Here is a 24,246-nt window from a genome sequence, read left to right as displayed (position 1 = left end):
GCGGGCAGATGAAGCGGCTCTGAGCTTCCGGCTCCCCTCAGCCCCGCCCGTACGAGACGGGCAGGGGAGGCAACCGGCCGAAGCACACGAAGCGCTGCGGATTGGTCTGGTCGTGCAGATGTCTCCTTCGGGAACACGAGCTCCCGTTCCAGGCATATGGAGACGTGGCCTTTCGGCCTAAGCCCTCCCGGATGACAAGGGCCCGGGGTCCCTCGGCCCGCTCTGTCCCGGGCCCCTGATCGCGCACGGCGCCAGGCAGCCCGAAGAAGGCCACCAAGGGCGACCGCTTTACAGTCCTAGGACTGCGCCGCGACTGACACGACCATGCACCAGCAGTCCTAGGACTGTCAACAGTCCTAGGACTATGTTTCACTGGGTCTGGTCGAGAGGAGTTCTGCATGGCGCCCAAGTGGCGAGAGCTGGCGGACCGACTAGCCGAGCGGATCAGGAACGGCGAATGGACCCCAGGTCAGCAGCTACCGCACATCAGGGACCTTGTTGAGGCTGGCGAAGGCTCCAAGGCGACGGTTCACGCTGCCTACAAGGCGCTAGAGGCTGAAGGGCTGGTGACCTCGTCGCGCGGGCACGGCACCATCGTCCGGCCGCAGACTCCGCTCAAGCGGCTGAGCATCGAGCGGTACGACAAGGCCAAGTGGCGTGATGGGGATGAGGTCGCGTTCATCGCGGACCGGGTCGCATCCGGGCGCGCGTACCGCCGTGGCGAGCAGACGCAGACGGTCAGCCTCGTCGAGGCGCCGCCGGCCGTCGCGGAAGCCCACGGCCTACCGCCGGGGTCCGAGGTGTACGCGCGGGCGCGACTCGTGAAGGAAGGCGAACAGCCGACACACAGCCTGACCAGCTACTACCGGCCGGAACACGTCGAGGGGACGCGCATCGTGGACCCGACGCCAGGCCCGGCTGGGCGCGGCGGGGGCTACCGGGTGCTCTACGACGCGGGGTACGAGATCGATCACATGCGGGAAGAGCTGTTCGCCCGCACTCCGACTCTGGAGGAGATGAAGCTCCTCCAGCTCCCGAGCGGCGAACCCGTCGTCGAGCTGCACCGGACCACGTACACGGCGGACGGCACGGTGGTGGAGTTCGCCATCGGGGTCCATGCCGCTTCCCGCTTCGCCTGGGCGTACGACTTCAAGGTGCCCGACTCCGCCCGCGACCAGAAAACCGACGAAGGAGGCCCACGTGCCAAGTGAAGGAAAGCCGCAGCCGATCGACACAGCGGTCATCACGACACCCAGCGACGTCCCCACCAGTGACCTGTGGCTCCTGGCGGACCGGTGGGAACGGCACGCCTCGCGTGCCACCGGACAGGACACCAGCGGCGCCGGCACCACGGACGTGGTCGCCGCACTCGCCCTCGGCACCGTGATCCGCCGCGTCCTTGACGACCAAGAGCAGCGCCTGGTCTTCGAAGGGCTGCGGCACGGAGCGACGTGGGAACAGCTCGCGGGAGCTCTCGGCACGACCGACCTCGCACAGGTCCAAGCAACGTTCATGACGTGGGCCCGGGAGCTCCCGGACGACGAGGCCACCGAGGCACTGCGCCACGCGGGAGACGGGAAGGGCAAGTGATCTCGGCACAGGCGTGGGAAGACGCCCAGACCATCTGGGACTACCACCAGATGCACCACGAGCCGCGGCCGTGCTCGGTCGCGGTCGGCCTGGGCAGCCACGACTTGGGCGTCGCTGACACCACGGTCGATCTCTACCAGCGCGGCATGGCATCTCTCATCGTCTTCACAGGCTCGACCAGCCTCACGACTCGCGAACGCATGCCGCGCGGAGAGGCTGTGCACTACCGGGAGCGGGCCCTTGAACTCGGCGTCCCTGACTCTGCCGTACTCGTCGAGACGAACGCGCGCAACACCGGCGAGAACATTCACTTCAGCCGAGCCCTGCTCGAAGAGAAGGGCATCGACGTCTCGTCGGTGCTACTGATCAGCAAGCCTTACGAGGAACGACGCGCGTACGCCACGGCCCGCAAACTGTGGCCAGGCGTTGAGATCGTGAGCGCATCCACTCCCATGACGTTCTCGGATTACGTTGACTCAATCGGGGATGCGCGCCTGGTGATTGACATGCTGGTCGGCGCACTCCAGCGGTTGCTGATCTACCCGGAGCAGGGATTCATGGTGGCTCAGGAGGTGTCGGCAGAGGTGATGTCCGCGTACGACCGGTTGCGCGCGGAGGGCTTCACCAGCCGCCTTGTGCGGCGCAGAGCTCCCGAGTCAACGCAAAAGCCAGCCCGCAGGCCGGGTGACAACTGACGCCACCACAAGGAGCAGATTACCGCTACAGAAGATCTATGCAGGCGTCAAACTAAACCTAGCCCTCGAATCTCGCAGCATAGAAAAAGTGTCCGTGTACGCGACTCCCAGAGCTACACAAGCATCTGGTATCAAAACTCGGTTGCGCGCTTCAGGGCGCGGCTTCTCGTGGGTGACAACCGTATGGTTGTGCGCTCTCGCATATGCAATGAGATAAAAATCGGCGGCATCGCTGACGAATTCGGCTATCGCACCCTGCGTGTAACTACGCGAATTCACCCACCTCGTCAGCTCTCCGAAATGTGCTACGGCCGCTGCATCAACAGGGCGAAAAAACCCCGGGTTCCCCTGACACCACTTAGCCAATTCATCTCTACTATACGTAAGCTCCTCCCGCACTTGCTCAATACTGCAGGCAATTAGATTGGAGTAAGCATAGTCCAGCCAAGACCAGAAGCCAGGGGCGATATCGAAGGCGTAATACCGATTCTTCGCTTCTATGAGAACATTGGAATCGACTAGGAACATCAAGCGACCCCGATTTCTGACGCGAGATTTTCGAATGTCTCGTGCTTCTTGGTCCCTAGAAGCCTATACGCATCACGAAAAGCAGTACCCCCTTCGAAAGTATCGGAAATTACCGCGCGAGCAAATTTTCGACTCAACCGAATGGGCTGCGTATAGTAGTAGTTCCCTCCGCTGGCCGCCCTACGCCGCGAACGCAATATCTCCGCAATGCGTTGATGCTCAACCGCGTACAGTTGCGTAAACTCATCCCAGTTGAAATACCGCGCGTCGTACAACCTCTTGAGGACCACCAGCGTACTTATGCGGTAAATCCGCGCCAGACGCTCAAGCTCAGCAACGGAGGCTTCCCCTCGGTATTCGGACCGAATTGCCCCCAAGGGAACCAGAACCTCTGCAGCGACCCGGTTGCACCACAACTCAGCTTCGTTGCCAGTAACGCGAGCCATCGCTGCGTCGGAAAGAGCGCTCTCTCCAAGCCAAATGTGCGCCAATTCGTGCGCCATCGTAAAAATCTGAGCTGCTTTGGTGTCAGCCCCATTAACAAAAATGAGTGGGGCAGTCCGATCAGCGAGGGCGAAGCCTCTAAATTCTTCTGGCTTTAATCTCCGATGCGTATCGGAACCGACGATGCCGTTGACCATTACCAGAACCCCGATGCTCTCGATCCGGTCAATCAATTGACGCAATGTGTCTTCCCAGGACGAGAAGGGGGCCCGGTCCGTGACTTCAAAATTTAGCCTGCGCCGGATCTCAGAAGCTACACCTGCAGGGTCAGAAGACGTTGTAGCGGTCCCTGCGAAATCGACTTCGGGAAGACCGTTCGTCGCCGCATATTCCTCATACCATTCCTGTCGTGACTGACAGGCATAGATAGTGTCAAGGAGGTCGGCCGACGGACGCTCAACAGCATGGTTCCCCATAGTTCGCATGTCGGGGATCGGCACTTCCTCAGTCGGCGGCTCTGAAAGAAATAGCAAGCCGACTGGGGTGTGGGTGGCGTGAGCGAATTTTTCCAGTTGCTTGAGTGTGGGACGCGTCCCCCCTGCAAGCCATTGCTCAAGTCGCGGAGCGCGCCGAGCGATGACGTCTTCGGACCATCCTGCGCGCTCTACCGCCCAGAGCAATACTTCCGGTTCAACTCGAACTCGAACAGACACTCGACGTCCCCTCCCCCCACTGCAACACTGCCTGGGTTACTACCATCTGTAACCATCAGCTCACGCATTCTACTGGAGGGGAAGACGATCGCCCAGAGGGCGTACCACACAGTCGCTCTTCCGCGAACTTCTTCCGCCCAAGGCACCCGTCAGGGAGTCACATTCCTGGTACCGCACACTCCCGCACGCCAGGCTGGAACATCTCGAAGGGCTGCAACGGCAGCATCCCCGTCGGAGCTCCGACACGTTCAGTCGAGGAGGGGACGACGACGCGTGCAGTCTCATCCGCAGTCTCATCCGTGGTCGTTCAGGGGCGTTCAGCAGTACGTGAGCGCCTCCTCACTTCCGGCCCATGGACCGGGCTGAACAGGCATGGACCCCACCATGCAGAGTTGGAAAGCGTGTTGGGGGCAACCCCTCACGAGTTCGAATCTCGTATCCTCCGCCCAGCCTCACCGGGCTGAACGTAGGGCCCCACCGCCTCGGCGGTGGGGCCCTACGTAGTTCGTGGTTGCAGTTGCCGGGTAAGCCCGAACACGATCCCCAGCCCCAAGCAGCCGTGACGCTGCGACAAGCGGGAGACCAAGCGGGACGGTGCCGTGGTGCAAGCCAGACCGAGGAGTACTTACGGCCGGGTCCGTCACTCCGGGCCTGGTCCGCCTCCTCGTCCCCGGGAGCGTGCGCGGGCACCGGCAGCGGTACGGGCGTGCGCATGGTCGGGTTCGTCAGCCCCGGAGCCCCGACGGGCGGCCTGGTGACGGCGGCCGGGGGGCTGCTCACCTCAGAAGCGGCGTTCACCTGTGTTACGGCCCTGCGCATCAGGTGCTCCGCCGACATCAGACTGCGGGGGAGTTCGGGCTCCACCTCGAACTGCGGGGCCGACTCAGCGCGACGCGTTCTCCAGCGCGTCCGACGGCCGAGTCCACGGTGACGGGCGAGTTCTCCGCCAGTTCCCGATCCCGGCAGCGCTGCTTCACAGCGCGGCGCCGCGGACCTCGTGCCACAGGCCGGCCGCCGCGTTCCTCCACCTCCACTGGTCCGACACGAAGTCGGTCGGCGGCGGTGAGGGCGAGCGAGAGACCCCAAGCTCCACGTCGATGTGGTCCGCCCGCGCGGCTCCGGTGGAGTTGTCATGGTGTGCTCTCCGTCTTGCTGCGACCTCCCGGTTGAGAGTCTCACCAGCACCACGGGCAGGTCACCGGCCGGTTCACAACAGGAACGGTTCTCTCCGCCGGACGGACGCGTCCGACTCGGGCCGACGGGCCGGACACGGAACGCCGTCCGGGCCGCTGGCCGCCTCCTCTGGAGGAGGCGGCCAGCGGCCCGGGTCAGCTGATCTCAGCGGCACTCATCCGGCGAACGCCGAGTACCGGCAGGCGGCGCGGAGGCAACGGGCCACCTCCGCGGGGCGCTCGCTACCTGCCACCGCCCTGGCCGCCGCCACGCCTGCGCGTGGTGTTTTCCTGGTTGTTGTAGGCCGACATACCGCTCGTGTTGGAGCGGCGCAGGGCCGGGCGGTTGTCGCTGGTCCGCGGCGGCCCCTCGCCGACGGGTTGCCGCGAGCGGACGGGCATGCTCATGGTCGGGTTCGCGACCGGCTCGGGGCGGGCCAGCCGCGCCTCGGGAGCCCGGCTGGAACGCCGCTCACGCCGCTCGCCCTCCGGCGCACGGCTGGACTCACGCCGGGAACGCCGCTCCTCCGGCGCACGACTGGACTCACGCCCGGAACGCCGCTCACCCCCCGGCGCACGACTGGACTCACGCCCGGAACGACGTTCCTCGGACGAACTGCTGGAACCACTCATCGACCGGGGAGCCGCAGACTGCGGAAGAGTACCGTTCCAACTCGGCGGCGGACGGCGGTCGCGCTCCGCACGGGGAGGCCGCACCGCGCGGGGCCGCTCCTGCGGAGCCGCACTCGAATCCCGCCTGCGCCGCTCGCCCTCAGGAGCCCGGCTTGACTCCCGCCGGGAACGCCGCTCGCCCTCGGGAGCCCGGCTTGACTCCCGCCGGGAACGCCGCTCCTCCGGCGCACGGCTGGAAGTCCGCCTGCGCAACTCGCTGTCCTCAGAGCCCCGGCCCCGCTCGGATCCGCTGGCGCGTCCCCGCACAGGCAGCTCGTAAGAAGCGTTGAACGGATCACCGAAGCTCGGGCGTTCGATCTGCGGCGCCGGCTCCGCCGCGCGACGCGCGCGCTCGGCCTCCGCCGCACGGGCCTGATTGGCGGTGTAACGATTCCTGGCGTACTCGCCGGCCATTGCCACGCCTTGCAGCGCGGCACCGGCCGTCCTGGTCGCAGGGTCGGCGCCGAAGCCGTACATTCCAGCACCGGTGGCCCTTGCGGCACCGAGTGCGGCGGCGAAGACGTCCGGCGGATCGTTGGGGTGAGGCCGCAGCGCCCTGCGGCCCTCCAGGAAGACCGTCCGCGCTCCGGAGGCGCCAGTGAAAGCGACGCCCCAGTTGTAGGTGGAAGTCCAACCCTGGTCCGCATCGTCTCGGGCGGTGCCGACGGCCTGCAGGGCCAGCCCGGCGGATTCCAGGGAGTCGACGGCCGTGTCCACGACGGCGGGCGTCCTGTCGACCACCCACTGCCCCGTCCGTCCCGCACGGTCGATCGCGGAGGTCAGAAGCTCGGATCCGCGGATTTGGTGCGCCACGTTGTACACGGTGTTGTACCACGGTTCCGACTGGTATTCCTCGGGTGGGGGTGAGGGCGATCGGGATTCACCACGTTCGGGATCGGGCTCACGACGGCGCCGGCTGCGTCGGTCCGGAGGGGTTGTCATGGTGTGCTCTCCGTCCTCTGTAGAGGTTCACCTCCTTACTACGGGGGTTGGACCCCGGTGGTTCACGGTGCTGCCCGGTGCCGGAGCCGGCACGCTGTCACTTCTTCCCTATGGACCGGGCCCGCTTCTGCGAGGCCGCCGCCTCCCAGGGCTGCTTCGGGGGCCGGCCGCGTGGGGGGTTGCCGTTGGGCGTCGGTCCTGCCGCGCGTGACTCCCGTGCGGCGGCCGAGACGGCGTTCTGGTCGAAACCCGGCGTGCCGGGTCGGCCGGCCACGAGCGCGTCCGTGCTCGCCAACGAGGTGCGGCGCGCGTTCGGCTCGCTCTCCGAGCCGCGCTTCAACGTCGCCTCGTCGGCACGGACGGCCAGGGCGGGTCGCCGGAAGCGCTCCGACGACGCTTCGGCGCTCCGGGCCTCCTGGCCCTGGACGGGCGCGGCGCCAGGGGCCTGAGCAGGTGCGGCGTTACGGGCCTGTACGGGTGCGGCATCCCGGAACAGGGTGGGGTCGGTCTCCCGTCCCAGGCCCGACTGCGCGCCCTGCGCCGGGGCGGCGCGCCGCGCCGCCTCCTCGACCGCCTTCAGGTGCCGGGCCTGGGCCTCGCCCGCGATCGCCCCCATCACGGGCAGCTCCCCGCGGTCGTACGCCGCGGCGTACCGCGGGTTCTGGGTGATCATCTGAAGCGCGGCCACCTCGACCAGTTGCTTCTCGAACGCGCCGAGTTGCTGGTACCGCTCGAATGCGGACCGCCGGTCGGGCTGGTGCGCAGCCTGTTGCGCGTACCGCTGCTGGGCCGCCTGCTGTTCGTAGCGTGGGTCGTACTGCTGCCCGAGGTGCTGGCCCGGCTGCTGCTCGTGCCCCTGCTCGGGCGGCCCGGGACGGTGCTCCTCGCCGTCGGCGCCGCGCAGCATGACCCGCAGCTCGCGCACGGCGCGGACCATCCGGCTCGCGGCGCCGCTGCGCCGGCGTTCGGTACTGGCCCGCGGCGGGGCGGGGCGGCCCTGCCGCCTGGCCGCCGCCTGGTCCCGTGCGGCCATAGCGCGCGCCCCGTCGCGGTCGGCGCTGATCTGCTGGGCCGCGAGCTGGTCGGCCACGGCGAGCTCATGGGCCAGCTCGTAGGGGTCGAGCTGGTCGGTGGGTTCGGACATGGTCGCGTCCTTCGGTCGGGTGCGGCGTGGACAGCGGTACGGCGGAAGCCGCGGCGGCTGGGCGGTGACCGGCGGAGGGCCCGAACAGGGCTGCGTGGCGGCCCTGTGTCCCTGCCCGGGGGCGGGGCCGATAGTGAACCGGGCCCCCCGCGCGCACGTGGTGGTGGCGTGGAGACTTCCATGACGACAGCGGCAGGAGAACAGACGATGATCGATCCCGAGCCCGAAGAGAACTCCGGTACGGAAGAGGGCGCACCGCCCGCCCCCCAGCCCGAGTTCATCCTCTATCTGGGCGGGCGCGACTACGAGGACGCACTCTTCCAGCTGGTGGAGTGGACGCACAACGTGCTGCTGCCCGTCTACGGCAGGGAGATCACCTCCACAGCGCTCTGGTGCTCGCGCTGGTGGGAGCACCCGGAGGCGGTCGCACAGCTCCACGGCCTGTGGCTGGCCTGGGCGGAACTTTCCAACCCGGCGCAGGACATGACGGGCCCGGCCGCGTGGCACCGCGACTTCCTGGGCCCCGTGATGGCCACCCTGCGCGACCCCATGGGGCCCTTCGCCGGATGCAAGCCAGGCAACCACCGGCCGAAGGAGGTCCCGCAGGTGGAGTCGCCCTTCGTGGCCGTCGGCGCCTGAGCGGCCGTCCGGTTCGTCAGGGCAAGCGTCGGCTGCTCCGTGCGGCCGGGCGCCGGTGGTGACGCGGGTTCATGCCTTCCGGCAACGCCCCTGGTGGTCGTTCTCGTCGTCACAGCCGATGATCGTCAGCACGGCGTGCGGGTCCTTGCCGTCGGCCTGCGCGTTGAGGCAGAGGTTTCCGCTCTCGAGGTTGCGGATCAGGTAGAGGTCCGAGCCGCCCGGCCCGCCGCCCTTCTCTTTACGGTCCAGCAGCCAGCGCTGGTTGTCGTCCTTCGTGGAGTCGCAGGGCGCCTGGTGGACGGTATCGTTCCGCTTCCCCTTGCCTGGGATGTCCACGCCCTTCGCGGTCTTGACGCGTGACGGGCGTCCTTGTGCCGTATCTGGCGTTCCAGACGGTCTACACGCTGTTCATGCGGTGGCTCGACGACCCGCAGCGGGAGTTCCACTACCAGGAGCCAGGGTTCGCGCTCTGGTTCCTCGTCGCGTTGTTCGTGTGGCGACTGACCACGCCGGTGTGGGAGAACCTGCGCTGGCCGATGCCTGTGGCCCTGGCGATCGCCGTGGGTGCGAGTGTCACGCCGAGCATCGGCAACGACCTGGACCTGATGCGCATCGCCCAGTTCCTGCCCTTCTTCGTCCTGGGGCTGCAACTGCGGCCGGAGCACTTCGAACTCGTACAGCGTCGTACGGCCCGTCGTCTCGCGGTGCCGGTGGCGGCCTGTGCGCTGCTGCTGGCGTACTGGGCGGTGCCCCGGATGTCTTCCGACTGGTTCCTGCGGGAGAAGTCCGCGGAGGAGATGGGGGTTCCTGCCTGGGTCGACGCGACGATGGTGCTGGCCGTCTTCGGCTGCGGTCTGGTGCTGACCGCGTGCTTCCTGGCCTGGGTTCCTCGCCGGCACATGTGGTTCACCGCCCTGGGCGCGGGCACGCTGTACGCCTACCTGCTGCATGTGTATCCGATCAAGCTCTCCCGCGAGCTGGACTGGTACAGCCTGGACTGGGTCGGTCACCCGGCGAGCCGTGTCGCCCTGACGGTGCTCGTCGCAGCGATGATGACGCTCCTGTGCACGCCTCCTGTACGCAAGCTGTTCCGGCCCCTGATGGAACCGGACATGCCCTGGTTCTTCCGGGACGGCCGACAGGCAGGAGGAGCGGCTCACGGCAAGCGGCCGAAGCGGGACCACTCGGGGCGCTGAGCAGTTCGCTCGCCGTCCACGGCATGCCGACGACTGAAGTGCCCCCGCTCTTCGGAACGTGGTTGCCCGATCGCCCGGACACCTCTTTCTACAGTGCTGTAGTTTTTTTGTCGGGGCCTCAAGCCGAGGCCGCCGGATCCGCCATCGGCACGGAATGGAGAAGAACGTGGGAGTTTCCCTGGCCAAGGGTGGCAACGTCTCGCTCAGCAAGGAGGCACCGGGGCTGAGCGCGGTTCTGGTCGGCCTGGGCTGGGACGTGCGGAGCACCACAGGCACCGACTACGACCTCGACGCCTCGGCCCTGCTGTGCGACGAGGCGGGCAAGGTCGTCTCCGACCAGCACTTCGTCTTCTACAACAACCTCAAGAGCCCGGACGGTTCCGTCGAGCACACCGGAGACAACCTCACCGGCGAGGGGGAGGGCGACGACGAAGTCGTCAAGGTGAACCTGGCTGCCGTTCCCGCCGAGATCGCCAAGATCGTCTTCCCCGTCTCCATCCACGACGCCGAGGCGCGCTCGCAGAACTTCGGGCAGGTGCGCAACGCCTTCATCCGGGTCGTCAACCAGGCGGACAACCAGGAGATCGCCCGCTACGACCTGACCGAGGACGCCGCGACGGAGACGGCGATGGTCTTCGGCGAGCTGTACCGGCACGGCGCCGAGTGGAAATTCCGCGCCGTCGGCCAGGGCTACGCGTCCGGACTGGCCGGGATCGCGGCCGACTTCGGCGTCAACGTCTGATACCGCCGCACCGGACCGCTGCCCCGAGGCGGCGGTTGTGCCGCGGGGCGCTCCCCCGATCCGTGACCCACTGCGACTCGAACCGAGGACCCTGAGATGTCCGTGAACCTGTCCAAAGGCCAGCAGATCAGCCTGACCAAGTCCGGCGGCGGCTCGCTCGCCAACGTTCGAATGGGGCTGGGCTGGCAGGCCGCACCGCGCAAAGGATTCCTTGCCAAGCTCACCGGGGCCCGCGAGATCGATCTCGACGCCTCTGCCGTACTGTTCGCGGCCGGTGAGCCGGTCGACGTCGTGTTCTTCCAGCATCTGGTCAGCGACGACGGCTCGGTCCGGCACAGCGGTGACAATCTGGTCGGCGGCACCGGCGTGGGCGACGACGAGTCCATCGGTGTGGCACTCGAACGTGTCCCGTCCCGGGTGGACCAGATCATCTTCACGGTGAACTCCTTCACCGGTCAGACCTTCGAGGAAGTGCAGAACGCCTACTGCCGCCTCATCGACGAGAGCTCCGGCCAGGAGCTCGCGCGCTACACCCTCACAGGAGGCGGGCCGCACACAGCGCAGATCATGGCGAAGGTCCATCGGTCGGGCGAAGGGTGGCAGATGGCCGCCATCGGCGAGCCGGCACAAGGACGCACCTTCCAGGACCTGCTGCCCGCCATCGCCCGTCACCTGTGACGTCCACAGAGCTGGTGAGTCGCGGCCGGCCCCGCGTTTGAGCCGCCTGGGAACCCGGTGTCCGACACGGTCGTTCCCCGGACATCCCTTTTCTCAGAGGAGCCAGCCCGTTGTCCGCCACACCGACGGACCATCCAGGACACAGACCCCGGTCTCTCCGCCTCCCCGCACGTGACCATCCCGCCCGGCCGGACGGTGGCCGGTGAACGCTGCACTGGGCCTGCTGGCCGTCTTCGTCCTGACGGCCGGCACCGGTTATTTCGTCGCGCAGGAGTTCGCCTACGTCTCGGCTGACCGGCTCACTCTTTCTCGCGAGGCTCAGGCAGGCGACAAGCGGGCTGCCAGGGCGCTGAAGGTGCTGGAGCGCCTGTCGTTCATGCTCTCCGGGGCACAGCTCGGCATCACCGTGACCGGTCTCGTCGTCGGTTTCCTGGCCGAACCCTCGGTATCGGCACTGCTCAAGCCCACGCTGCAGGGCCTCGGCCTGTCCGGTGAAGCGGTGACGGGTATCTCTGTTGTACTCGCCTTCGTTCTGGCCACCGTGCTGCAGATGGTGCTGGGTGAGCTGGCGCCGAAGAACCTCGCCATTGCAGTGCCCGAGCGGCTGGCCAAGTCGCTGGCGGCCTCCACGCTGAGTTACCTGAGGATTGTCGGTCCCCTCGTACGTGTCTTCGACAGCGCGGCGAACGCGCTGCTACGCAGAGTCGGGATTCAGCCGGTCGAAGAGCTGCACCACGGCGCCACTCTGGAGGAGCTCGGGCACCTCATCGGTGAGTCGCACCAGCACGGAGAGCTGCCCGCACAGACGGCGGAGCTGCTGGACCACGCGCTGGAGTTCTCGGAGCGGTCCCTGAGCGAGGTTCTCGTACCGCGGGCGGATGCCGTATTCGTACGCCGGGACGCCGACACTTCCGAAGTGGTGGCATTGATCGCCCAGCACGGACACTCCAACTATCCGGTGCTCGGCGACCACCCCGACGACATCGTCGGAGTTGTGGGGGTCCGCGAGCTGATGCGGCTGTCGGCCGACCAACTGGAGCACACAACCGCCGGTGCGCTGGCACGTTCCCCGCAGCTTCTTCCCGACTCCCTGGCCCTCCCTGCGGCTGTCGGCCAGATGCGCAAGCGGGGAGACGAGTTCGCTGTCGTGCTGGACGAACACGGCGGCGTAGCGGGGCTGGTCACCTACGAGGACATCGCGGAGGAACTGGTCGGCGACATCGCCGACGAGAGCGACACCGTCAGAGCCTCCGTTGTCGCGGACGCGGGCGGGTGGCTGGTCGACGGTGGCCTGCGCCTTGACGAGGTCGCTGATGCCACAGGAGTCGAGCTTCCGGAAGACAGCGACTACTCCACCCTCGCCGGGCTGGTCATCGACCGCCTCGGCCGGTTCCCCACCATCGGTGACCGTATCACCCTGGAGTTGCCGGACAAGAGCCTCGCGGTCATCGACGTCAAGGCCCTCGACCGGCACGTCCCGGAACGTGTCCGGCTGGAACGAACCGTGGGCCGACCGCCGGCGGACGCACGCCCCGGCAAGGAGGACTCCGCATGAGCTTCCCCGTGGCCGTGCTCGTCACGCTCCTGCTGCTGATCGGCAGCGGCTTCTTCGTCGCCGCTGAGTTCGCCCTCGTCGCCGCCAAGCGGCACCGTGTCGAGAAGGCCGTATCCGAAGGCCGGCGTGGTGCCAAAGCTGCCCTGGCAGGCATGCGCGAGCTCTCGCTGATGCTCGCCGGTGCGCAGCTGGGCATCACCGTGTGCACGCTGGGCCTGGGCTCGGTCTCCAAACCGGCCATCTCCCACGCACTCGACCCCCTGCTGCACAAGCTGGGGCTGCCCGGTGGCATCAGCTACGGCGTCTCCTTCGCCATCGCCATGGCCGTGGTGGTCTTTCTGCACATGGTGGCGGGTGAGATGGCTCCCAAGTCCTGGGCCATCGCCCATCCCGAGCGGTCCGCGATGCTGCTCACTCCCACTTTCCGCGGCCTGGTCACAGTGGTGCGGCCCCTCATCTGGCTGTTCAACAAGATGAGCAACGGCCTCGTGCGCATGTGCCGGGTGACGCCGCGCGAAGAGCTGGCCTCCGTGCACAACCGGGAGCAACTCGCCCACCTCGTGGCCGAGTCCGAGCGGCTGGGGCTCATCAACAGGACGGATTCCGGGCTGATCACCCGGTCACTGACCGAGCCTCAGAGCCCGGTCGCCGGCCTCCAGGTTCCCGCCGCACGCATCGCTTCCGTACCAGCCGACGCAGGACTGGAGGGCATCCTGCGAGCAGCAGCCGACAGCGACCGCACACGTCTGCTCGTCCGCGACGGCGAGACCGTTCTGGGCTCCCTCCACGCTCGTGACGCCCTGGTCGCTCGGGCGGGCGACCGTCCGCCCCTGGCACGCGACCTGGCCAGGCCCATTCCTGAGCTCTCCGAAAGCGACACAGTCGCCGACGCCGTCGAGCGACTACGGCACAAGCGTGCGTCGTTGGCCCTCGTACGGGACGAGTCCGGCCGGCTCACCGGAATGGTCAGCCTCGATGATCTACTCGCCCGTCTTCTGCACCCCGCGGCCTCCTGAGCAGCCGAGGTCTTCCGGACAAGTTGACGGTCGGGTGTCAGGGCCGCTCGTGTGGGGTCGTGTCACGCTCGACGGCCTCGCCGGGGACGACGCGTGCGGCCCCATGCCGCTCCCGGTCTCCAGCCGCGTCGTGCTGCCGTGTGTCGTCCTTCAACGCCTTCTTCTCGCTCTTGAGGATGCGTGCCGCCTTGCCCGCCGAGCGGGCGAGTTCCGGCAGCTTCTTCGCCCCGACCACCACCAGAACGACGATGAGCAGCAGGGCCAGTTCACTCAACCCGAACATGTGATCCACTCCCTGGGCCGGGCGACGCAAAACGTCGACAGCGGTGGCGACTTGAAAACTACAACGCTGTAGAAGCCTGGCGTAGCGTAGGGCCTGCGGCAAGTACGCCTCGTGACAGGGGCGGGACTGCACGCACACAAACGCTGGCACGGCATACGAAGGAGAACGCCCGCGATGGTGTTCAAACGGCTTCTCGGGGCTCTCGGGGTGGGCGGCCCCTCGGTGGACACGGTCCTGGACGACGGACCAGTACGGCCGGGCGGCCCGCTCTCCGGCCAGGTGCACCTCGAAGGAGGCTCCGCCGACTGCGAGATCGAGCAGATCACTCTCGAACTCGTCGCCCGGGTCGAGGCGGAACACGGTGGCGAGGAGCACGAAGGCGTGATCGCCTTCGACCGCCTCACCGTCGGCGGCGGATTCCGCCTCACCGAAGGCGAGCGTCGCAGCGTGCCGTTCACGGTCACTCTTCCGTGGGAGACACCGATCACGGAGCTGCACGGCCAGGCCCTCGGCGTGATTCTCGGCGTCCGTACGGAGCTGGCCGTGGCGGGAGCCAAGGACAAGGGCGATCTGGACTCCCTACGCGTGACACCGCTTCCCGCGCAGGAAGCCGTACTGGAAGCCCTGGGGCAGCTCGGATTCGGCTTCAAGTCCGCAGACCTGGAGCTCGGCCACATCCACGGCACAGGACAGACGCTGCCCTTCTACCAGGAGATCGAACTCTCCCCGGCCCCCCAGTACGCACACGCCGTCAACGAGGTGGAAGTGACCTTCCTCGCCACCCCGGGCGACATGGAGGTCGTCCTTGAGGCCGACAAGCGCGGCGGCCTCTTCTCCGAGGGACACGACACCGTCAACCGCTTCACCGTCAGCCACGAGCGCGTCGAGCACCTCGACTGGAACACCGAAGTCGACTCCTGGGTACGGCGGATGGTCGAGCACCATGGCGGCTACGCCGCAGACCACGCCGGCCCGTACCCGCCCCACCAGGGCCATGGATTCCACCACCACGACGACTCCCATGGCAGCCACCACCGCTCCGGTCCGAGCACCGGTGCTGTCGTCGCCGGCGCGGCGGCCGGTGTCGCCGTCGGCGCGGCCGGGGGTTTTGTGGCCGCCGAGGTCATCGACGAGGTCTTCGACGACGATGACGAGGAGGAAGAAGAGGACTGAGCACCGGCGGGACTCGGCGCACCCCTGCACGGGAGGGCGCCCCCGCAACCGGAGGCGGTCGATGGGTGAGCGGTGGTCGGCGAGGCGCTCTGCCTTCCGGCCACCGTCGCGATGCGTCCGCCCCACCGTCCCCCTCTGCATTCGGCACCCTGAGCACGGTTCGACCGCCCCTGGACCCCGATGCCTCGGAAGAAGAACGCGAACCCGGTCTGGTAATTTCTACAGCCTGTAGAGTTCCCTTCCCCGGTGCCTGTAGGCGACCGGGGCCGACAAGGGAGAACGGAGTTCGTATGGCCCTCTGGGACCGCATCAAGGAATCGGCGCAGACGATGCAGAGCCAGCTGGAGGCGAAGAAGAACGACCTCAAGAGCGGAGCCTTCCGGGACGCGAGCATGGCGATGTGCGCCCTGGTCGCCGCGGCCGACGGCAGCATCGACCCGGACGAGAGGCGCAAGGTCGCCCAACTCATCGCGACCAACGAGGTACTGCAGAACTTCCCCGCGGAAGATCTGCAGGCCCGGTTCGAGGCCAACTGCGACAAGCTGACCGCCGACTTCGACTTCGGCAAGGTCAGCGTGATGCAGGAGGTCGGCAAGGCCAAGAAGAAGGCTGCCGAGGCGCGCGCCGTCATCCAGATCGGCATCGTCATCGGCGGCGCCGACGGCGACTTCGACAAGGACGAACAGGCCGTCGTCCGCGAAGCGTGCTACGCGCTCGGGTTGCCGCCCCACGAATTCGACCTCTGACCGCAAGGACGCGCCCCTGACCTCAAGGACGCACACAGCAAGGACACACACAGCGGCCCCGGCTGCCACCGCCGCTCCCCTGCCTCTCGGGAAGGCGAAGGCGATCGCGGCGGCCGGCAGGAGACCGATGGGCGGTGCGCGCCAGGCCGCGTACCGCCTTCTGCCTTGCTTCCGCCTCTTCCCACCGCCGGTCACGCACGGCCAGGAGCCCACATGCCGAAACACAGCATGCGGAGCGGGGACGCCCCCGACGGGAAGGGGAAAGCGGTTCACCGACAGCACACTGTGCGCAAAAAGAGCCGGATAGCAGGCGTCGTACTGCTTTCCCTCCTGGTGCTTCGGACGTCAGGTGCTGCTTGGTTCCGCCCTGCAAACTGCCCGACGGCAACTGGACCCGCACCCGGCACAACGCGATGTTCAACGCGGCCTTCTCGGTCGGACAGACCAAGGAGGGCAACCCCGCTTGCACGCAGAACACGGTCGAGAACCTGACCGGGCTGCGGGTGGACCACACCGTCGTCGTCGACTTCAAAGGCTTCTCGGCGGTGACCGAAGCCGTCGGCGGCGTGCCGGTCTGTGTGCCCAAGGACGTCTACCAGAACGGCCTGAACCCCAACCGGCGCTCCCGCGGCAAGCTCCTCTTCCACGCCGGCGAGCAGACGGTCTCCGGCCGGCGGGCGCTGGATTACGTACGTATCCGGCACGGCATAGGGGACGGATCCGATATAGGCCGCATCAAGCGCCAGCAGGCTTTCGTCGGCTCCCTGCAGCCGCAGCCGATGTGCTGCGTGAGCACCACTTCTCGGTGACCGGCAGCGGGAATGCCGCCACCCAGAACCACACCGGAACCGTCATCACCTATGGGCCGGGAGAGCGTTCCCGAGCGGCCGAACTGGCCAAACTCTTCCCCGACGTGACAACAGAGCCGGGCACAGGTCAGGGCCTGCGCGTGACCCTGGGAGCCGACTACAAGCCTCACCGCGCCATGGACGACGGTGGAGCGGGTGGCAAGGAGCAGAAGGACAAGGGACGCTCAGCAGCGGACAACCCCTGCGACGACCTCTCCTATGGGTGAGCCCTCGTGCGCTTGAGCCGCTGCCGGCGCAGGGAATGACCCTCTGGTCACCTGCCCGTCTGCTCCGCGCACACTCACGCAGCCGAGAGCAAGTCCCTCGGACACGCCTCCCGGACGACTCCACCGGTTCACTCCGCACTTGGACCCGCCGAATCCCCGAACTCAGAACTGCCGAAATCAGGCGCTTCGTAACCAGGGCTGAAGCCGGGTGACGAGCGCGGAGCTGCCGTCCGCGCGTTCGATCGGTCCGGGTGCTCACCGCCTTCCTCAAGCAGACGAGAACGGAGACAGGGCAGCACGGCGCGCTCCAAGAGCGCCGTCCGCCAGGCGGCGTGCGCCTCCTCCACCCTGCGCTCCCCTATCTGGTCCGGCCGCGAACCGTCCCGGGAGCTGGGCCGAGAATGGCTGCGCGCGGCGACGACGACTCTGCCGAGACCGAGAGCCCCCGTAACCGCTGCGATGCCGGCGCCCGACCAGCCGGTCAGCACCAGAGATGTGCCGACATCCTGCTGGGAGTCGAAGAGCATCAGCAGGTATCCGAGCAGCAGGAAAATCGCAGCTGCCGCACCGGAGACCAAGGGAACGAGGACCGCGAAGGCAGCAAGCAGTCCTCCGCCGTGCTCACGAGCCGGCCCCGACGCCGGCTGGGACGGTTCCCCGTCGGAGCGAACCATCGCCCGGGCCCGCTTCAGTGCCTGGTACTCCTCAGCGACCACATGCACCAGGTCGGCGGCGGAGTCACGCGCTGCCTGCCGCAGACGCTCCGCCGTCCCAGCCGGGGAGTTGCGGAGAGCGTCATGGAACGGCTCGGTGCGCAGGGCCTCCTCGACCAGTTCTTCGACCTCCCGCAGATCTTGCGGTGAGAAGGATCGGAAGGACGGATCGTTCCCGTCACCGACCGGCAAAGCTCCCACTACTCTTCCCTCCAGGCGCACACCGACAGCGAACTTCTACAAATATGTAGAAGATACTGGAGGTGTCGCATGACAACCACGGCTGCATGGAGGTCGGCTCACGCGGCGGATTGGCTAACGTAGGTCACCGGCCAGTGAGGGAGGAGCCATGGACAGAGCAGGGCAGGAACCGGGGCGACGGCGCGGGCAGGGGCAGCTCGAAGCCATGGTGCTCACGGCGCTGCACGAAGCGGAGGAACCGGTGACCGCCGCATGGGTGCGGGACCGGCTGGGTGGCGACCTCGCCTACACCACCGTGATCACCATCCTCTCCCGCCTGCTCGCCAAGGGCGCGGTGACGCGGGAGAAGGCCGGACGCTCCTTCGCATGGACACCCTCCGCCGATGCGGCGGGTCTCGCAGCGAACCGTATGCGCCAGCTCCTCGACAAGGAGAACGACCGGGGAACCGTCCTGACCCGCTTCGTCTCCGGGCTGACCGGCGAGGACGAGCAACTGCTGCGGGACCTGTTGACCCAAAGCCATAACAGGTCTGCGGCGGACGGCGCCCAGCGAAGCGGCACCGGCCCTGGATCGGACGGCGCCCGAAGGAAGCGCGACTGAGCCGTGGGCCTGTTCGTCCTCCTCCCCCTCGTGCTGCCCCTGACGTCCTGGCCGGTGGCCCGGCTCGCGGAGCGACGTCTGCACCCGCGTACGGCGACCCTCCTGCTGGCCGCGGTCGGCGCGGTCCTCGCGGCGTGCAGCACCTTGTGCCTCGTGCTCCTGGTCGTCGTCGGCACCGCGCAGTTGCCCGGCAACCCGCTGCCCGATGCCTGGTCGGACCCGGAAGTACGGCAGGCCGTCCCCTACGACGAGGTCCTGGGCCAAGCCTCCATTCCCGCGCTCGCCGCCCTCCTCGCCATGTGTGGCGGCACCCTCGTCCGCCACCGGCGCGTCCACCGAAGGGCTTTACTGGCGCTCGAGGGGGTGCGGAACTCCTCCGTCGCGGTCCTTCCCGACAAGGCTCCCTACGCCTTCGCTCTGCCCGGCACCCGACGCAGCCGGAAACGGATCGTCGTATCCACCGGCATGCTCGACGCCCTGCAGCCCGCCGAACGACGCGCGCTCTTCGCTCACGAGCGGGCGCACCTGGCCGCCCGTCACCATCGCATCCTGCTGCTCGCGCAGCTGTCCGCCAACGCCCACCCGTTCCTGCGGCCGCTGCGAACCGCGGTCGAATTCGGCGTCGAACGATGGGCCGACGAAGAGGCGGCACAGTACGTCGGCGACCGGCGCCTGACAGCCCGCGCTGTGGGCAAGGCCGCACTCATCGCAGCATCAGGCCCGCTGAGTGGTGTTCTCACCTTCGCGGCCGCAGGCCAGGTGCCTCGCCGCGTTCAGGCCCTGCTCGCCCCCGCGCCCACCGCCCGCTTGTGGCGACCTCCCGTCACCGCCTCCGCGTTCGCCACCTGGCTGGCAGCGGCCGGCGCCGCAGCCTCCGCCCTGTCGTCCGCAAACGCCGCCATCACCCTGGCGTTGATCCTCAAGGCAGCCACACCGCTCTGACCTTCACAGTTCGTGCCCAGCGTCAGGGCAACGCCTGCAGCTCTACACCCGCTCCTGGCTGCCTCCCGTTGCCGAAAGCCGGGCCAGACCGCTCTCCAAAGAGTCCAGCGAACGCCGCATCTCCGCGATATCCGCCCGCAACCGCGCCACCTCCGCCATGGCCGCCCCGTCGGCCCGCGGTATGTCCACGCGGTGGCCACCTGTTGGTGACGCCGAGGGCGCTTCGCCCTCCTCGGCCTCCATCTCGCTCGCCTCGTCAAGAGACTTGATCACCACTCCGACCAGTACATTGACCAAGACGAACGAGCCCAGCAGAACGAACGAGGCGTAATAGCCGAGCGACCAGCGCGACACCTCCAGCCCGCCGCGAACGGCGTCTCCCAGCCCATCCAGCGTCATCAGCAAGAAGAGCGTGAGGACAGCTCGTCCGAGTGAGCCGAAGTGCTCGGGGTCGTCATCGGCGAAGAAGACCCAGCCCAGCATCGCGTACAGGTACAGCAGCAACGCACCGACCAACAGGAAGCTCACAGTTCCGGGGAGGCTCCGGGCAACCGCCACCAGCACGATGCGAAGCTGCGGCAGAAAACGAGCGGCCCGCAACACACGGGACAGTCGCAACAGCCGGAGGATGGTCGCGTTCTCCCGCACGATCGGGAGATAGCCGCACAGCACCACCGCAAGATCGAAGAGATTCCACGGATCCCGGAAGAAACCCTTGGGCCGATCCATGTGCGCCCCGGCACGCAGCAGGATCTCCACGGTAAAGAGGGCGAGGAATCCGTGCTCGACCGCCCGTAACGCTCCGTGCCAGCGGTCCACCACTCCGGCATACGTCTCAGCGCCGAGCACCACCGCATTCGCTGCGATCAACACAAAGACCGCCACTGAGAAACGACGGTCTTCCGTGAGCGCGCGACAACGAGCTGCCCAACGGGCTCGCCGGCTACAGCGGACAGCGCTCGGACTCGCCATGACTCTGTTCTGAACTCCCAGCAGACTCGTCCCGCTCCGCCTCAGCCGATGTCCTGACCCCGGCGAGCCGCACGAAGCAAATCGGTCTACATCAGTGTAGAAGAGAGCTTGGCCTCCTCAGGGCCCCTCCACCACCGCACAACCGCCTCCCCAGAGCTGCCACCGTCAACAAGCACCGACGCGACTTCCCCTGGACACAGCCGAAGCGGCGCCGAGCCGGACATGTCGAACACCGCACCGGCGCATACTCACAGCACGCACTTGGCCGGGAGCTGCGTGCGCGACACGAGTGCCGACCGAATACGGCTGAGGTCGCGTCCGTCGAGAGCAACCCCTCCACCTTGTCGGCCGTGCGCCGGACATCGTTGCAGTCGCTCGGCACGACTCCCGCCGCCATCAACCAGCCCCGCAATTTGTGGAAGCTCATCAGGCGACAGCCTCGGTGGCCCGCTTTCCCGAGAGCCAAAGAGGTGACAGTTCCCAGCACGTTCGTGGTGGGTCGATCCCTGAAGAGCAGGGTGGGTAACCAGGACAGCGACATGGCATCAGATCTGTCTGCGAGGAGCGTGAGGTGTCCTACATCGTGACGGCCCAGTGGCCGCTGAGCTGGAGCATCGCGCTCTTCCTCGTCACAGGAACACTCACCGTGCTGGGCAGCATCCGGCTCGCAACACTCGGAGACATACTGGCCGACCGGACCGGGCAGGGTGAGGCAATCTTCGGAGCGGTCTTCTTCGGGCTGGTGACGTCACTGTCCGGGATTGTGATGACCGGCGTCACCGCGGCCGACAATCATCCACAACTCGCGTACAGCAACGCAGTCGGCGGTATCGCGGCGCAGACCCTTGCCATCGCCGCAGCCGATGCGACATACCGAAAGGTGAATCTCGAACACGCCGCAGCCTCACTACCCAACCTGCTCTTCGGTTGCTTGCTGATCGGGCTGCTGGGCATCGCTCTCATGGCTGCTTTCAGCCCTGACGTCACACTTTTCAACGTACACCCGGCATCTGTGGTCCTGGTCGCCTTCTACGGCGGCGGGCTGCGGCTGATCAGCACCCTTTCACGACCCATGTGGGTCGCTGTGCGGACCAAGGACACCGCCCCGGACGTGCCGGACGAGAGCGCTGCCGCCGACGCTCGCCGCACCGGCACCCTATGGGGTGAGTTCGCCGTCATCGCCCTGCTCGTCGTCGGCGGCGGCTGGGCCATCGCGCGTGCTGCCGAGACCTTCGTGACCAGTACCGGGCTCACGGAGGGGTTCATCGGTGCTGTCCTGATGGGCGTCGTCAACGCCCTGCCCGAAACGGTCACAGCCATCGCCGCCGTACGCCGGGGCGCCCTCACACTTGCCGTGGCAGCGGTCATCGGCGGCAATTGCCTGGACGCCCTCAACCTGGTCATCGGTGACGTCATCTACCGCGGCGGTTCGCTCTACCATGCCGCCAACCCCGACGAACTCTTCCTCACCGCAGGCGCCTTGCTGATGACCACCGTTCTCCTCGGCGGTCTACTCGTTCGGCAACAACGAGGCTGGTGGCGACTTGGCTTCGACGGCATTTTGCTGATCGGCATTTATGCCTCTGCGACTGTGACCCTTGCCTTTTGAATTCCTCCCAATGATGTTGCGGCTAAGCTGACTGAGCGGGGCGCTCTCCTACTGGGCTCATGTTGGGTCTTCAGCCACCCACGTCCGGCCTTCCGGACGCAGAGCCCCAAGGTTCCCACGTTCCGGCGTCGGTCATGAATTGCAGCATCCGCCTGACGGTGCTTCCGCGACGGCCGCCCGTGACGGGGCCGGGGCGGGCGCCGGGGCGGGCGCAGGGGCGGGCGCCGGGGCAGGGGCCAGGGCGCCCAGTTGGGTCGGCTCGGGGGTCGGGGCGCAGCAGCCGCCCTCGGTGGTCGGATCGGATTCGGCGGTGTCGAAGAGTCCGGCGCCGCCGCACACGCCGGTTTCCGGCAGGGTGAGTTCGACGCGGTCCGCCGATTCGAGGTCGCCGGCGATGGCGGCGGCCACGGAGCGGACCTGCTCGTAACCGGTCCTCGCCAGGAAGGTGGGGGCGCGGCCGTAGGACTTCATGCCGACCAGGTAGACGCCCTGCTCGGGGTGGGACAACTCACGGTGGCCGTGCGGGTAGACGGTGCCACAGGAGTGGACGTTGGGGTCGATCAGCGGGGCGAGTGCGACCGGTGCCTGGAGGCGCTCGTCCAGGCCGAGGCGGAGCTCGGAGAGGAAGGACAGGTCCGGGCGGAAGCCGGTGAGCACGATCACCTCGTCCACCGGTTCGAGGCGGCACCCGTTCTCGGAGACCAGCACCGGGCGTCCGTCGGCGTCCTGCTCGATCGCGTCGGTGCGGAACCCGGTGACCGCGTCGGCGTGACCACCGTCAACGGCGGCCCTCGCCGCGAGGCCGAGGGCGCCGCGGGCGGGGAGTTGGTCGGCTTCGCCGCCGCCGAAGGTGGAGCCGGAGATGCCCCGGCGCAGGATCCACACCGCCTTGGTGCCGACGCCTTCGTTCGTCCTGGCGAGGTCGGCCAGGTAGGCGAGGGCCGTGAAGGCGGAGGCGCCCGAGCCGATGACGGCAGTGCGCTTGCCCGCGTAACGGGCCCGTACGGCGGGGTCGTTGAGGTCGGGGACGCGGTAGGTGATGCGGTCGGCCGCTGTCTTCTCGCCGAGCGCGGGCAGGCCGCTGCCGCCTGCGGGACCGGGGGTGCTCCAGGTGCCGGAGGCGTCGATCACCGCGCGGGCCGTGACGCGTTCCTCGCGTCCGTCGGCGTACCGGAGGTGGACGACGTAGGGCTGTGCCTCCCGGTCGGCGTCCACGACGCGGTCGCGTCCGGCGCGGGAGACGCCGGTGACCGTGGCGGCGAGGCGGACTCGCTCCCCGAGGGCGTCGGCGAGCGGCTGGAGGTACTGCTCCGCCCAGTCACCGCCCGAGGGATAGGCGGCCGCGTCGGGCTTGGTCCAGCCGGTAGGGGCCAGCAGCTTCTCGGCCGCAGGGTCGGTCACCTCGCCCCAGGGTGAGAACAGCCTGACGTGGGACCACTCGCGTACGGCCGCCCCGGCGACCGGGCCGGCCTCCAGGACGAGGGGTTCGATGCCCTGCTCGATCAGGTGCGCGGCGGCGGCCAGGCCGACCGGGCCGGCTCCGATCACCACGACAGGAAGCTGCTGGCTGGTCATGACGGGGATTCCTCCAGGGTGTGGGCGAGTGGGGGCGACACGGAGGCGGGGCGGCGGCCACCCCGGCCCCCTGTTTCGATGCGTGTCTATGTCTTGTGCTGCCAGCATGGCAACTGATTCGATGTGCGTCAACATAGACGTTCGTCGAATCCAGGGGGTTCGTTCATGGAGCATGTAGACGTTGCGGTGATCGGCGGAGGCCAGTCCGGACTGGCCGCAGCCCAGGCACTGCTCGCGGAGGGGGTCAGACCTCTCGTACTGGAGGCATCCGACCGGGCGGCCGGAGCCTGGCCCCGGTACTACGACAGCCTCACGCTCTTCTCGCCGGCCCGCTTCAGCGCGATACCCGGCACGCCGTTCCCCGGGGAGGGGGACCACTACCCCCACCGGGACGAGGTGACCGACTACCTGACGAGGGTCGCCGCCGGGCTGGATGCCGAGATCCGGCTCGGCACCCGCGTGGAGAGCGTCACGGTGAGCGGCGACGGCGGCTTCCTGGTGCGCACCGGGCAGGACGACGTGCTCCGTGCGGCCGGCGTCGTCGCGGCCAGCGGCTCGTTCGGCAATCCGCACCGGCCCCGGCTTCCCGGCCAGGACAGCTTCACCGGTGAACTGCTGCACGTTGCCGAC

The 24,246-nt window shown here is 67.8% G+C and carries 24 protein-coding genes and 1 pseudogene; 16 read left to right on the top strand and 9 right to left on the bottom strand.

Annotation, left to right across the window (positions count from 1 at the left end; all coding sequences use genetic code 11):
• Positions 1 to 398: 398 nt before the first annotated feature.
• The 3 genes from KBY19_RS19355 to KBY19_RS19345 are packed head-to-tail and all read left to right on the top strand — an operon-like array spanning position 399 to position 2,285.
• On the top strand, positions 399 to 1,211 hold the full coding sequence (locus KBY19_RS19355; RefSeq protein WP_210966291.1) for a GntR family transcriptional regulator: 813 nt from the start codon (positions 399 to 401) through the stop codon (positions 1,209 to 1,211).
• Complete coding sequence (locus KBY19_RS19350; protein ID WP_210966290.1) at positions 1,201 to 1,590, top strand: hypothetical protein; 390 nt, start codon at positions 1,201 to 1,203, stop codon at positions 1,588 to 1,590. Before KBY19_RS19355 ends, KBY19_RS19350 begins: the two co-directional genes overlap by 11 nt.
• The gene (locus KBY19_RS19345; RefSeq protein ID WP_210966289.1) at positions 1,587 to 2,285 is read left to right on the top strand and encodes a YdcF family protein; all 699 of its coding nucleotides are present in this window, start codon (positions 1,587 to 1,589) and stop codon (positions 2,283 to 2,285) included. The genes KBY19_RS19350 and KBY19_RS19345 overlap by 4 nt, the downstream gene beginning before the upstream one ends.
• A 36-nt stretch (positions 2,286 to 2,321) precedes the next feature.
• Here KBY19_RS19345 and KBY19_RS37795 read toward each other — a convergent pair whose 3' ends face one another.
• The 4 genes from KBY19_RS37795 to KBY19_RS19325 form a co-directional block, all read right to left on the bottom strand.
• Positions 2,322 to 2,813, bottom strand: a complete 492-nt coding sequence (locus tag KBY19_RS37795; RefSeq protein WP_210966288.1) for a DUF4411 family protein — start codon at positions 2,811 to 2,813, stop codon at positions 2,322 to 2,324.
• Positions 2,813 to 3,970, bottom strand: coding sequence for an ImmA/IrrE family metallo-endopeptidase (locus KBY19_RS36630; RefSeq protein WP_210966287.1), 1,158 nt, complete (start codon positions 3,968 to 3,970; stop codon positions 2,813 to 2,815). The genes KBY19_RS37795 and KBY19_RS36630 overlap by 1 nt, the downstream gene beginning before the upstream one ends.
• A gap of 1,415 nt (positions 3,971 to 5,385) precedes the next feature.
• Positions 5,386 to 5,544: a hypothetical protein gene (locus tag KBY19_RS19330; RefSeq protein ID WP_185017745.1), complete on the bottom strand. Its 159-nt coding sequence runs from the start codon at positions 5,542 to 5,544 to the stop codon at positions 5,386 to 5,388.
• A gap of 1,309 nt (positions 5,545 to 6,853) precedes the next feature.
• A complete protein-coding gene (locus KBY19_RS19325) occupies positions 6,854 to 7,900 on the bottom strand; it encodes a hypothetical protein (protein WP_210966286.1) in 1,047 nt (348 codons plus the stop codon).
• Between the two features lie 207 nt (positions 7,901 to 8,107).
• On the opposite strand from KBY19_RS19325, the gene KBY19_RS19320 reads away from it, so the two are divergent.
• The gene (locus tag KBY19_RS19320) at positions 8,108 to 8,539 is read left to right on the top strand and encodes a DUF4913 domain-containing protein (RefSeq protein ID WP_180289930.1); all 432 of its coding nucleotides are present in this window, start codon (positions 8,108 to 8,110) and stop codon (positions 8,537 to 8,539) included.
• 69 nt (positions 8,540 to 8,608) lie between these two features.
• Here KBY19_RS19320 and KBY19_RS19315 read toward each other — a convergent pair whose 3' ends face one another.
• On the bottom strand, positions 8,609 to 8,875 hold the full coding sequence (locus tag KBY19_RS19315; RefSeq protein ID WP_210966285.1) for an RICIN domain-containing protein: 267 nt from the start codon (positions 8,873 to 8,875) through the stop codon (positions 8,609 to 8,611).
• Positions 8,876 to 8,895: 20 nt separating this feature from the next.
• On the opposite strand from KBY19_RS19315, the gene KBY19_RS19310 reads away from it, so the two are divergent.
• From KBY19_RS19310 to KBY19_RS19290, 5 genes are all read left to right on the top strand, one after another.
• Positions 8,896 to 9,735 carry an acyltransferase family protein gene (locus KBY19_RS19310; RefSeq protein ID WP_247691174.1) on the top strand — a complete coding sequence of 280 codons (840 nt, stop codon included), beginning with the start codon at positions 8,896 to 8,898 and terminating at the stop codon, positions 9,733 to 9,735.
• A gap of 166 nt (positions 9,736 to 9,901) precedes the next feature.
• Positions 9,902 to 10,477, top strand: a complete 576-nt coding sequence (locus KBY19_RS19305; protein WP_210966284.1) for a TerD family protein — start codon at positions 9,902 to 9,904, stop codon at positions 10,475 to 10,477.
• A 96-nt stretch (positions 10,478 to 10,573) separates the two neighbouring features.
• The gene (locus KBY19_RS19300) at positions 10,574 to 11,155 is read left to right on the top strand and encodes a TerD family protein (protein WP_210966283.1); all 582 of its coding nucleotides are present in this window, start codon (positions 10,574 to 10,576) and stop codon (positions 11,153 to 11,155) included.
• A gap of 202 nt (positions 11,156 to 11,357) precedes the next feature.
• A complete protein-coding gene (locus tag KBY19_RS19295) occupies positions 11,358 to 12,710 on the top strand; it encodes a hemolysin family protein (RefSeq protein WP_210966282.1) in 1,353 nt (450 codons plus the stop codon).
• Entirely contained in the window at positions 12,707 to 13,726 is a 1,020-nt protein-coding gene (locus tag KBY19_RS19290; protein ID WP_210966281.1) for a hemolysin family protein, read from the top strand. The genes KBY19_RS19295 and KBY19_RS19290 overlap by 4 nt, the downstream gene beginning before the upstream one ends.
• A gap of 37 nt (positions 13,727 to 13,763) precedes the next feature.
• On the opposite strand, the gene KBY19_RS19285 is transcribed toward KBY19_RS19290, so the two are convergent.
• Positions 13,764 to 14,009 (bottom strand): twin-arginine translocase TatA/TatE family subunit, encoded by a 246-nt coding sequence (locus KBY19_RS19285; RefSeq protein ID WP_209209562.1) that lies wholly within the window; start codon positions 14,007 to 14,009, stop codon positions 13,764 to 13,766.
• A 174-nt stretch (positions 14,010 to 14,183) separates the two neighbouring features.
• On the opposite strand from KBY19_RS19285, the gene KBY19_RS19280 reads away from it, so the two are divergent.
• The 3 genes and pseudogenes from KBY19_RS19280 to KBY19_RS19270 all read left to right on the top strand — a co-directional run.
• Entirely contained in the window at positions 14,184 to 15,182 is a 999-nt protein-coding gene (locus KBY19_RS19280; protein WP_210966280.1) for a sporulation protein, read from the top strand.
• 290 nt (positions 15,183 to 15,472) lie between these two features.
• The gene (locus tag KBY19_RS19275; protein ID WP_209209560.1) at positions 15,473 to 15,928 is read left to right on the top strand and encodes a tellurite resistance TerB family protein; all 456 of its coding nucleotides are present in this window, start codon (positions 15,473 to 15,475) and stop codon (positions 15,926 to 15,928) included.
• A gap of 356 nt (positions 15,929 to 16,284) precedes the next feature.
• Positions 16,285 to 17,003, top strand: a pseudogene (locus KBY19_RS19270) (LCP family protein); the annotation flags it as partial.
• Positions 17,004 to 17,131: 128 nt separating this feature from the next.
• On the opposite strand, the gene KBY19_RS19265 reads toward KBY19_RS19270, so the two are convergent.
• A complete protein-coding gene (locus KBY19_RS19265; protein ID WP_210966279.1) occupies positions 17,132 to 17,917 on the bottom strand; it encodes a hypothetical protein in 786 nt (261 codons plus the stop codon).
• 148 nt (positions 17,918 to 18,065) lie between these two features.
• Here KBY19_RS19265 and KBY19_RS19260 point away from each other — a divergent pair, with 148 nt between their 5' ends.
• Positions 18,066 to 18,518 carry a BlaI/MecI/CopY family transcriptional regulator gene (locus KBY19_RS19260; RefSeq protein WP_210966278.1) on the top strand — a complete coding sequence of 151 codons (453 nt, stop codon included), beginning with the start codon at positions 18,066 to 18,068 and terminating at the stop codon, positions 18,516 to 18,518.
• Between the two features lie 3 nt (positions 18,519 to 18,521).
• A complete protein-coding gene (locus KBY19_RS19255; RefSeq protein WP_210966277.1) occupies positions 18,522 to 19,460 on the top strand; it encodes a M56 family metallopeptidase in 939 nt (312 codons plus the stop codon).
• 42 nt (positions 19,461 to 19,502) lie between these two features.
• On the opposite strand, the gene KBY19_RS19250 is transcribed toward KBY19_RS19255, so the two are convergent.
• Positions 19,503 to 20,432 carry an ion transporter gene (locus KBY19_RS19250; RefSeq protein WP_210966276.1) on the bottom strand — a complete coding sequence of 310 codons (930 nt, stop codon included), beginning with the start codon at positions 20,430 to 20,432 and terminating at the stop codon, positions 19,503 to 19,505.
• A 580-nt stretch (positions 20,433 to 21,012) separates the two neighbouring features.
• Here KBY19_RS19250 and KBY19_RS19245 point away from each other — a divergent pair.
• Positions 21,013 to 22,041, top strand: coding sequence for a sodium:calcium antiporter (locus tag KBY19_RS19245; RefSeq protein WP_210966310.1), 1,029 nt, complete (start codon positions 21,013 to 21,015; stop codon positions 22,039 to 22,041).
• Positions 22,042 to 22,173: 132 nt separating this feature from the next.
• On the opposite strand, the gene KBY19_RS19240 is transcribed toward KBY19_RS19245, so the two are convergent.
• Complete coding sequence (locus KBY19_RS19240) at positions 22,174 to 23,616, bottom strand: NAD(P)-binding domain-containing protein (protein WP_210966275.1); 1,443 nt, start codon at positions 23,614 to 23,616, stop codon at positions 22,174 to 22,176.
• 165 nt (positions 23,617 to 23,781) lie between these two features.
• Here KBY19_RS19240 and KBY19_RS19235 point away from each other — a divergent pair.
• Positions 23,782 to 24,246, top strand: a 465-nt coding sequence (locus tag KBY19_RS19235) for an NAD(P)-binding domain-containing protein (RefSeq protein ID WP_210966274.1), incomplete at its 3' end; no start/stop codon positions are given.

It is taken from the genome of Streptomyces sp. B15 (genome assembly GCF_018070605.1).
Lineage (GTDB): Bacteria > Actinomycetota > Actinomycetes > Streptomycetales > Streptomycetaceae > Streptomyces > Streptomyces smyrnaeus.
Note: the sequence above shows the minus strand (reverse complement) of the source record. Positions and strands in the feature narration are given on the sequence as shown.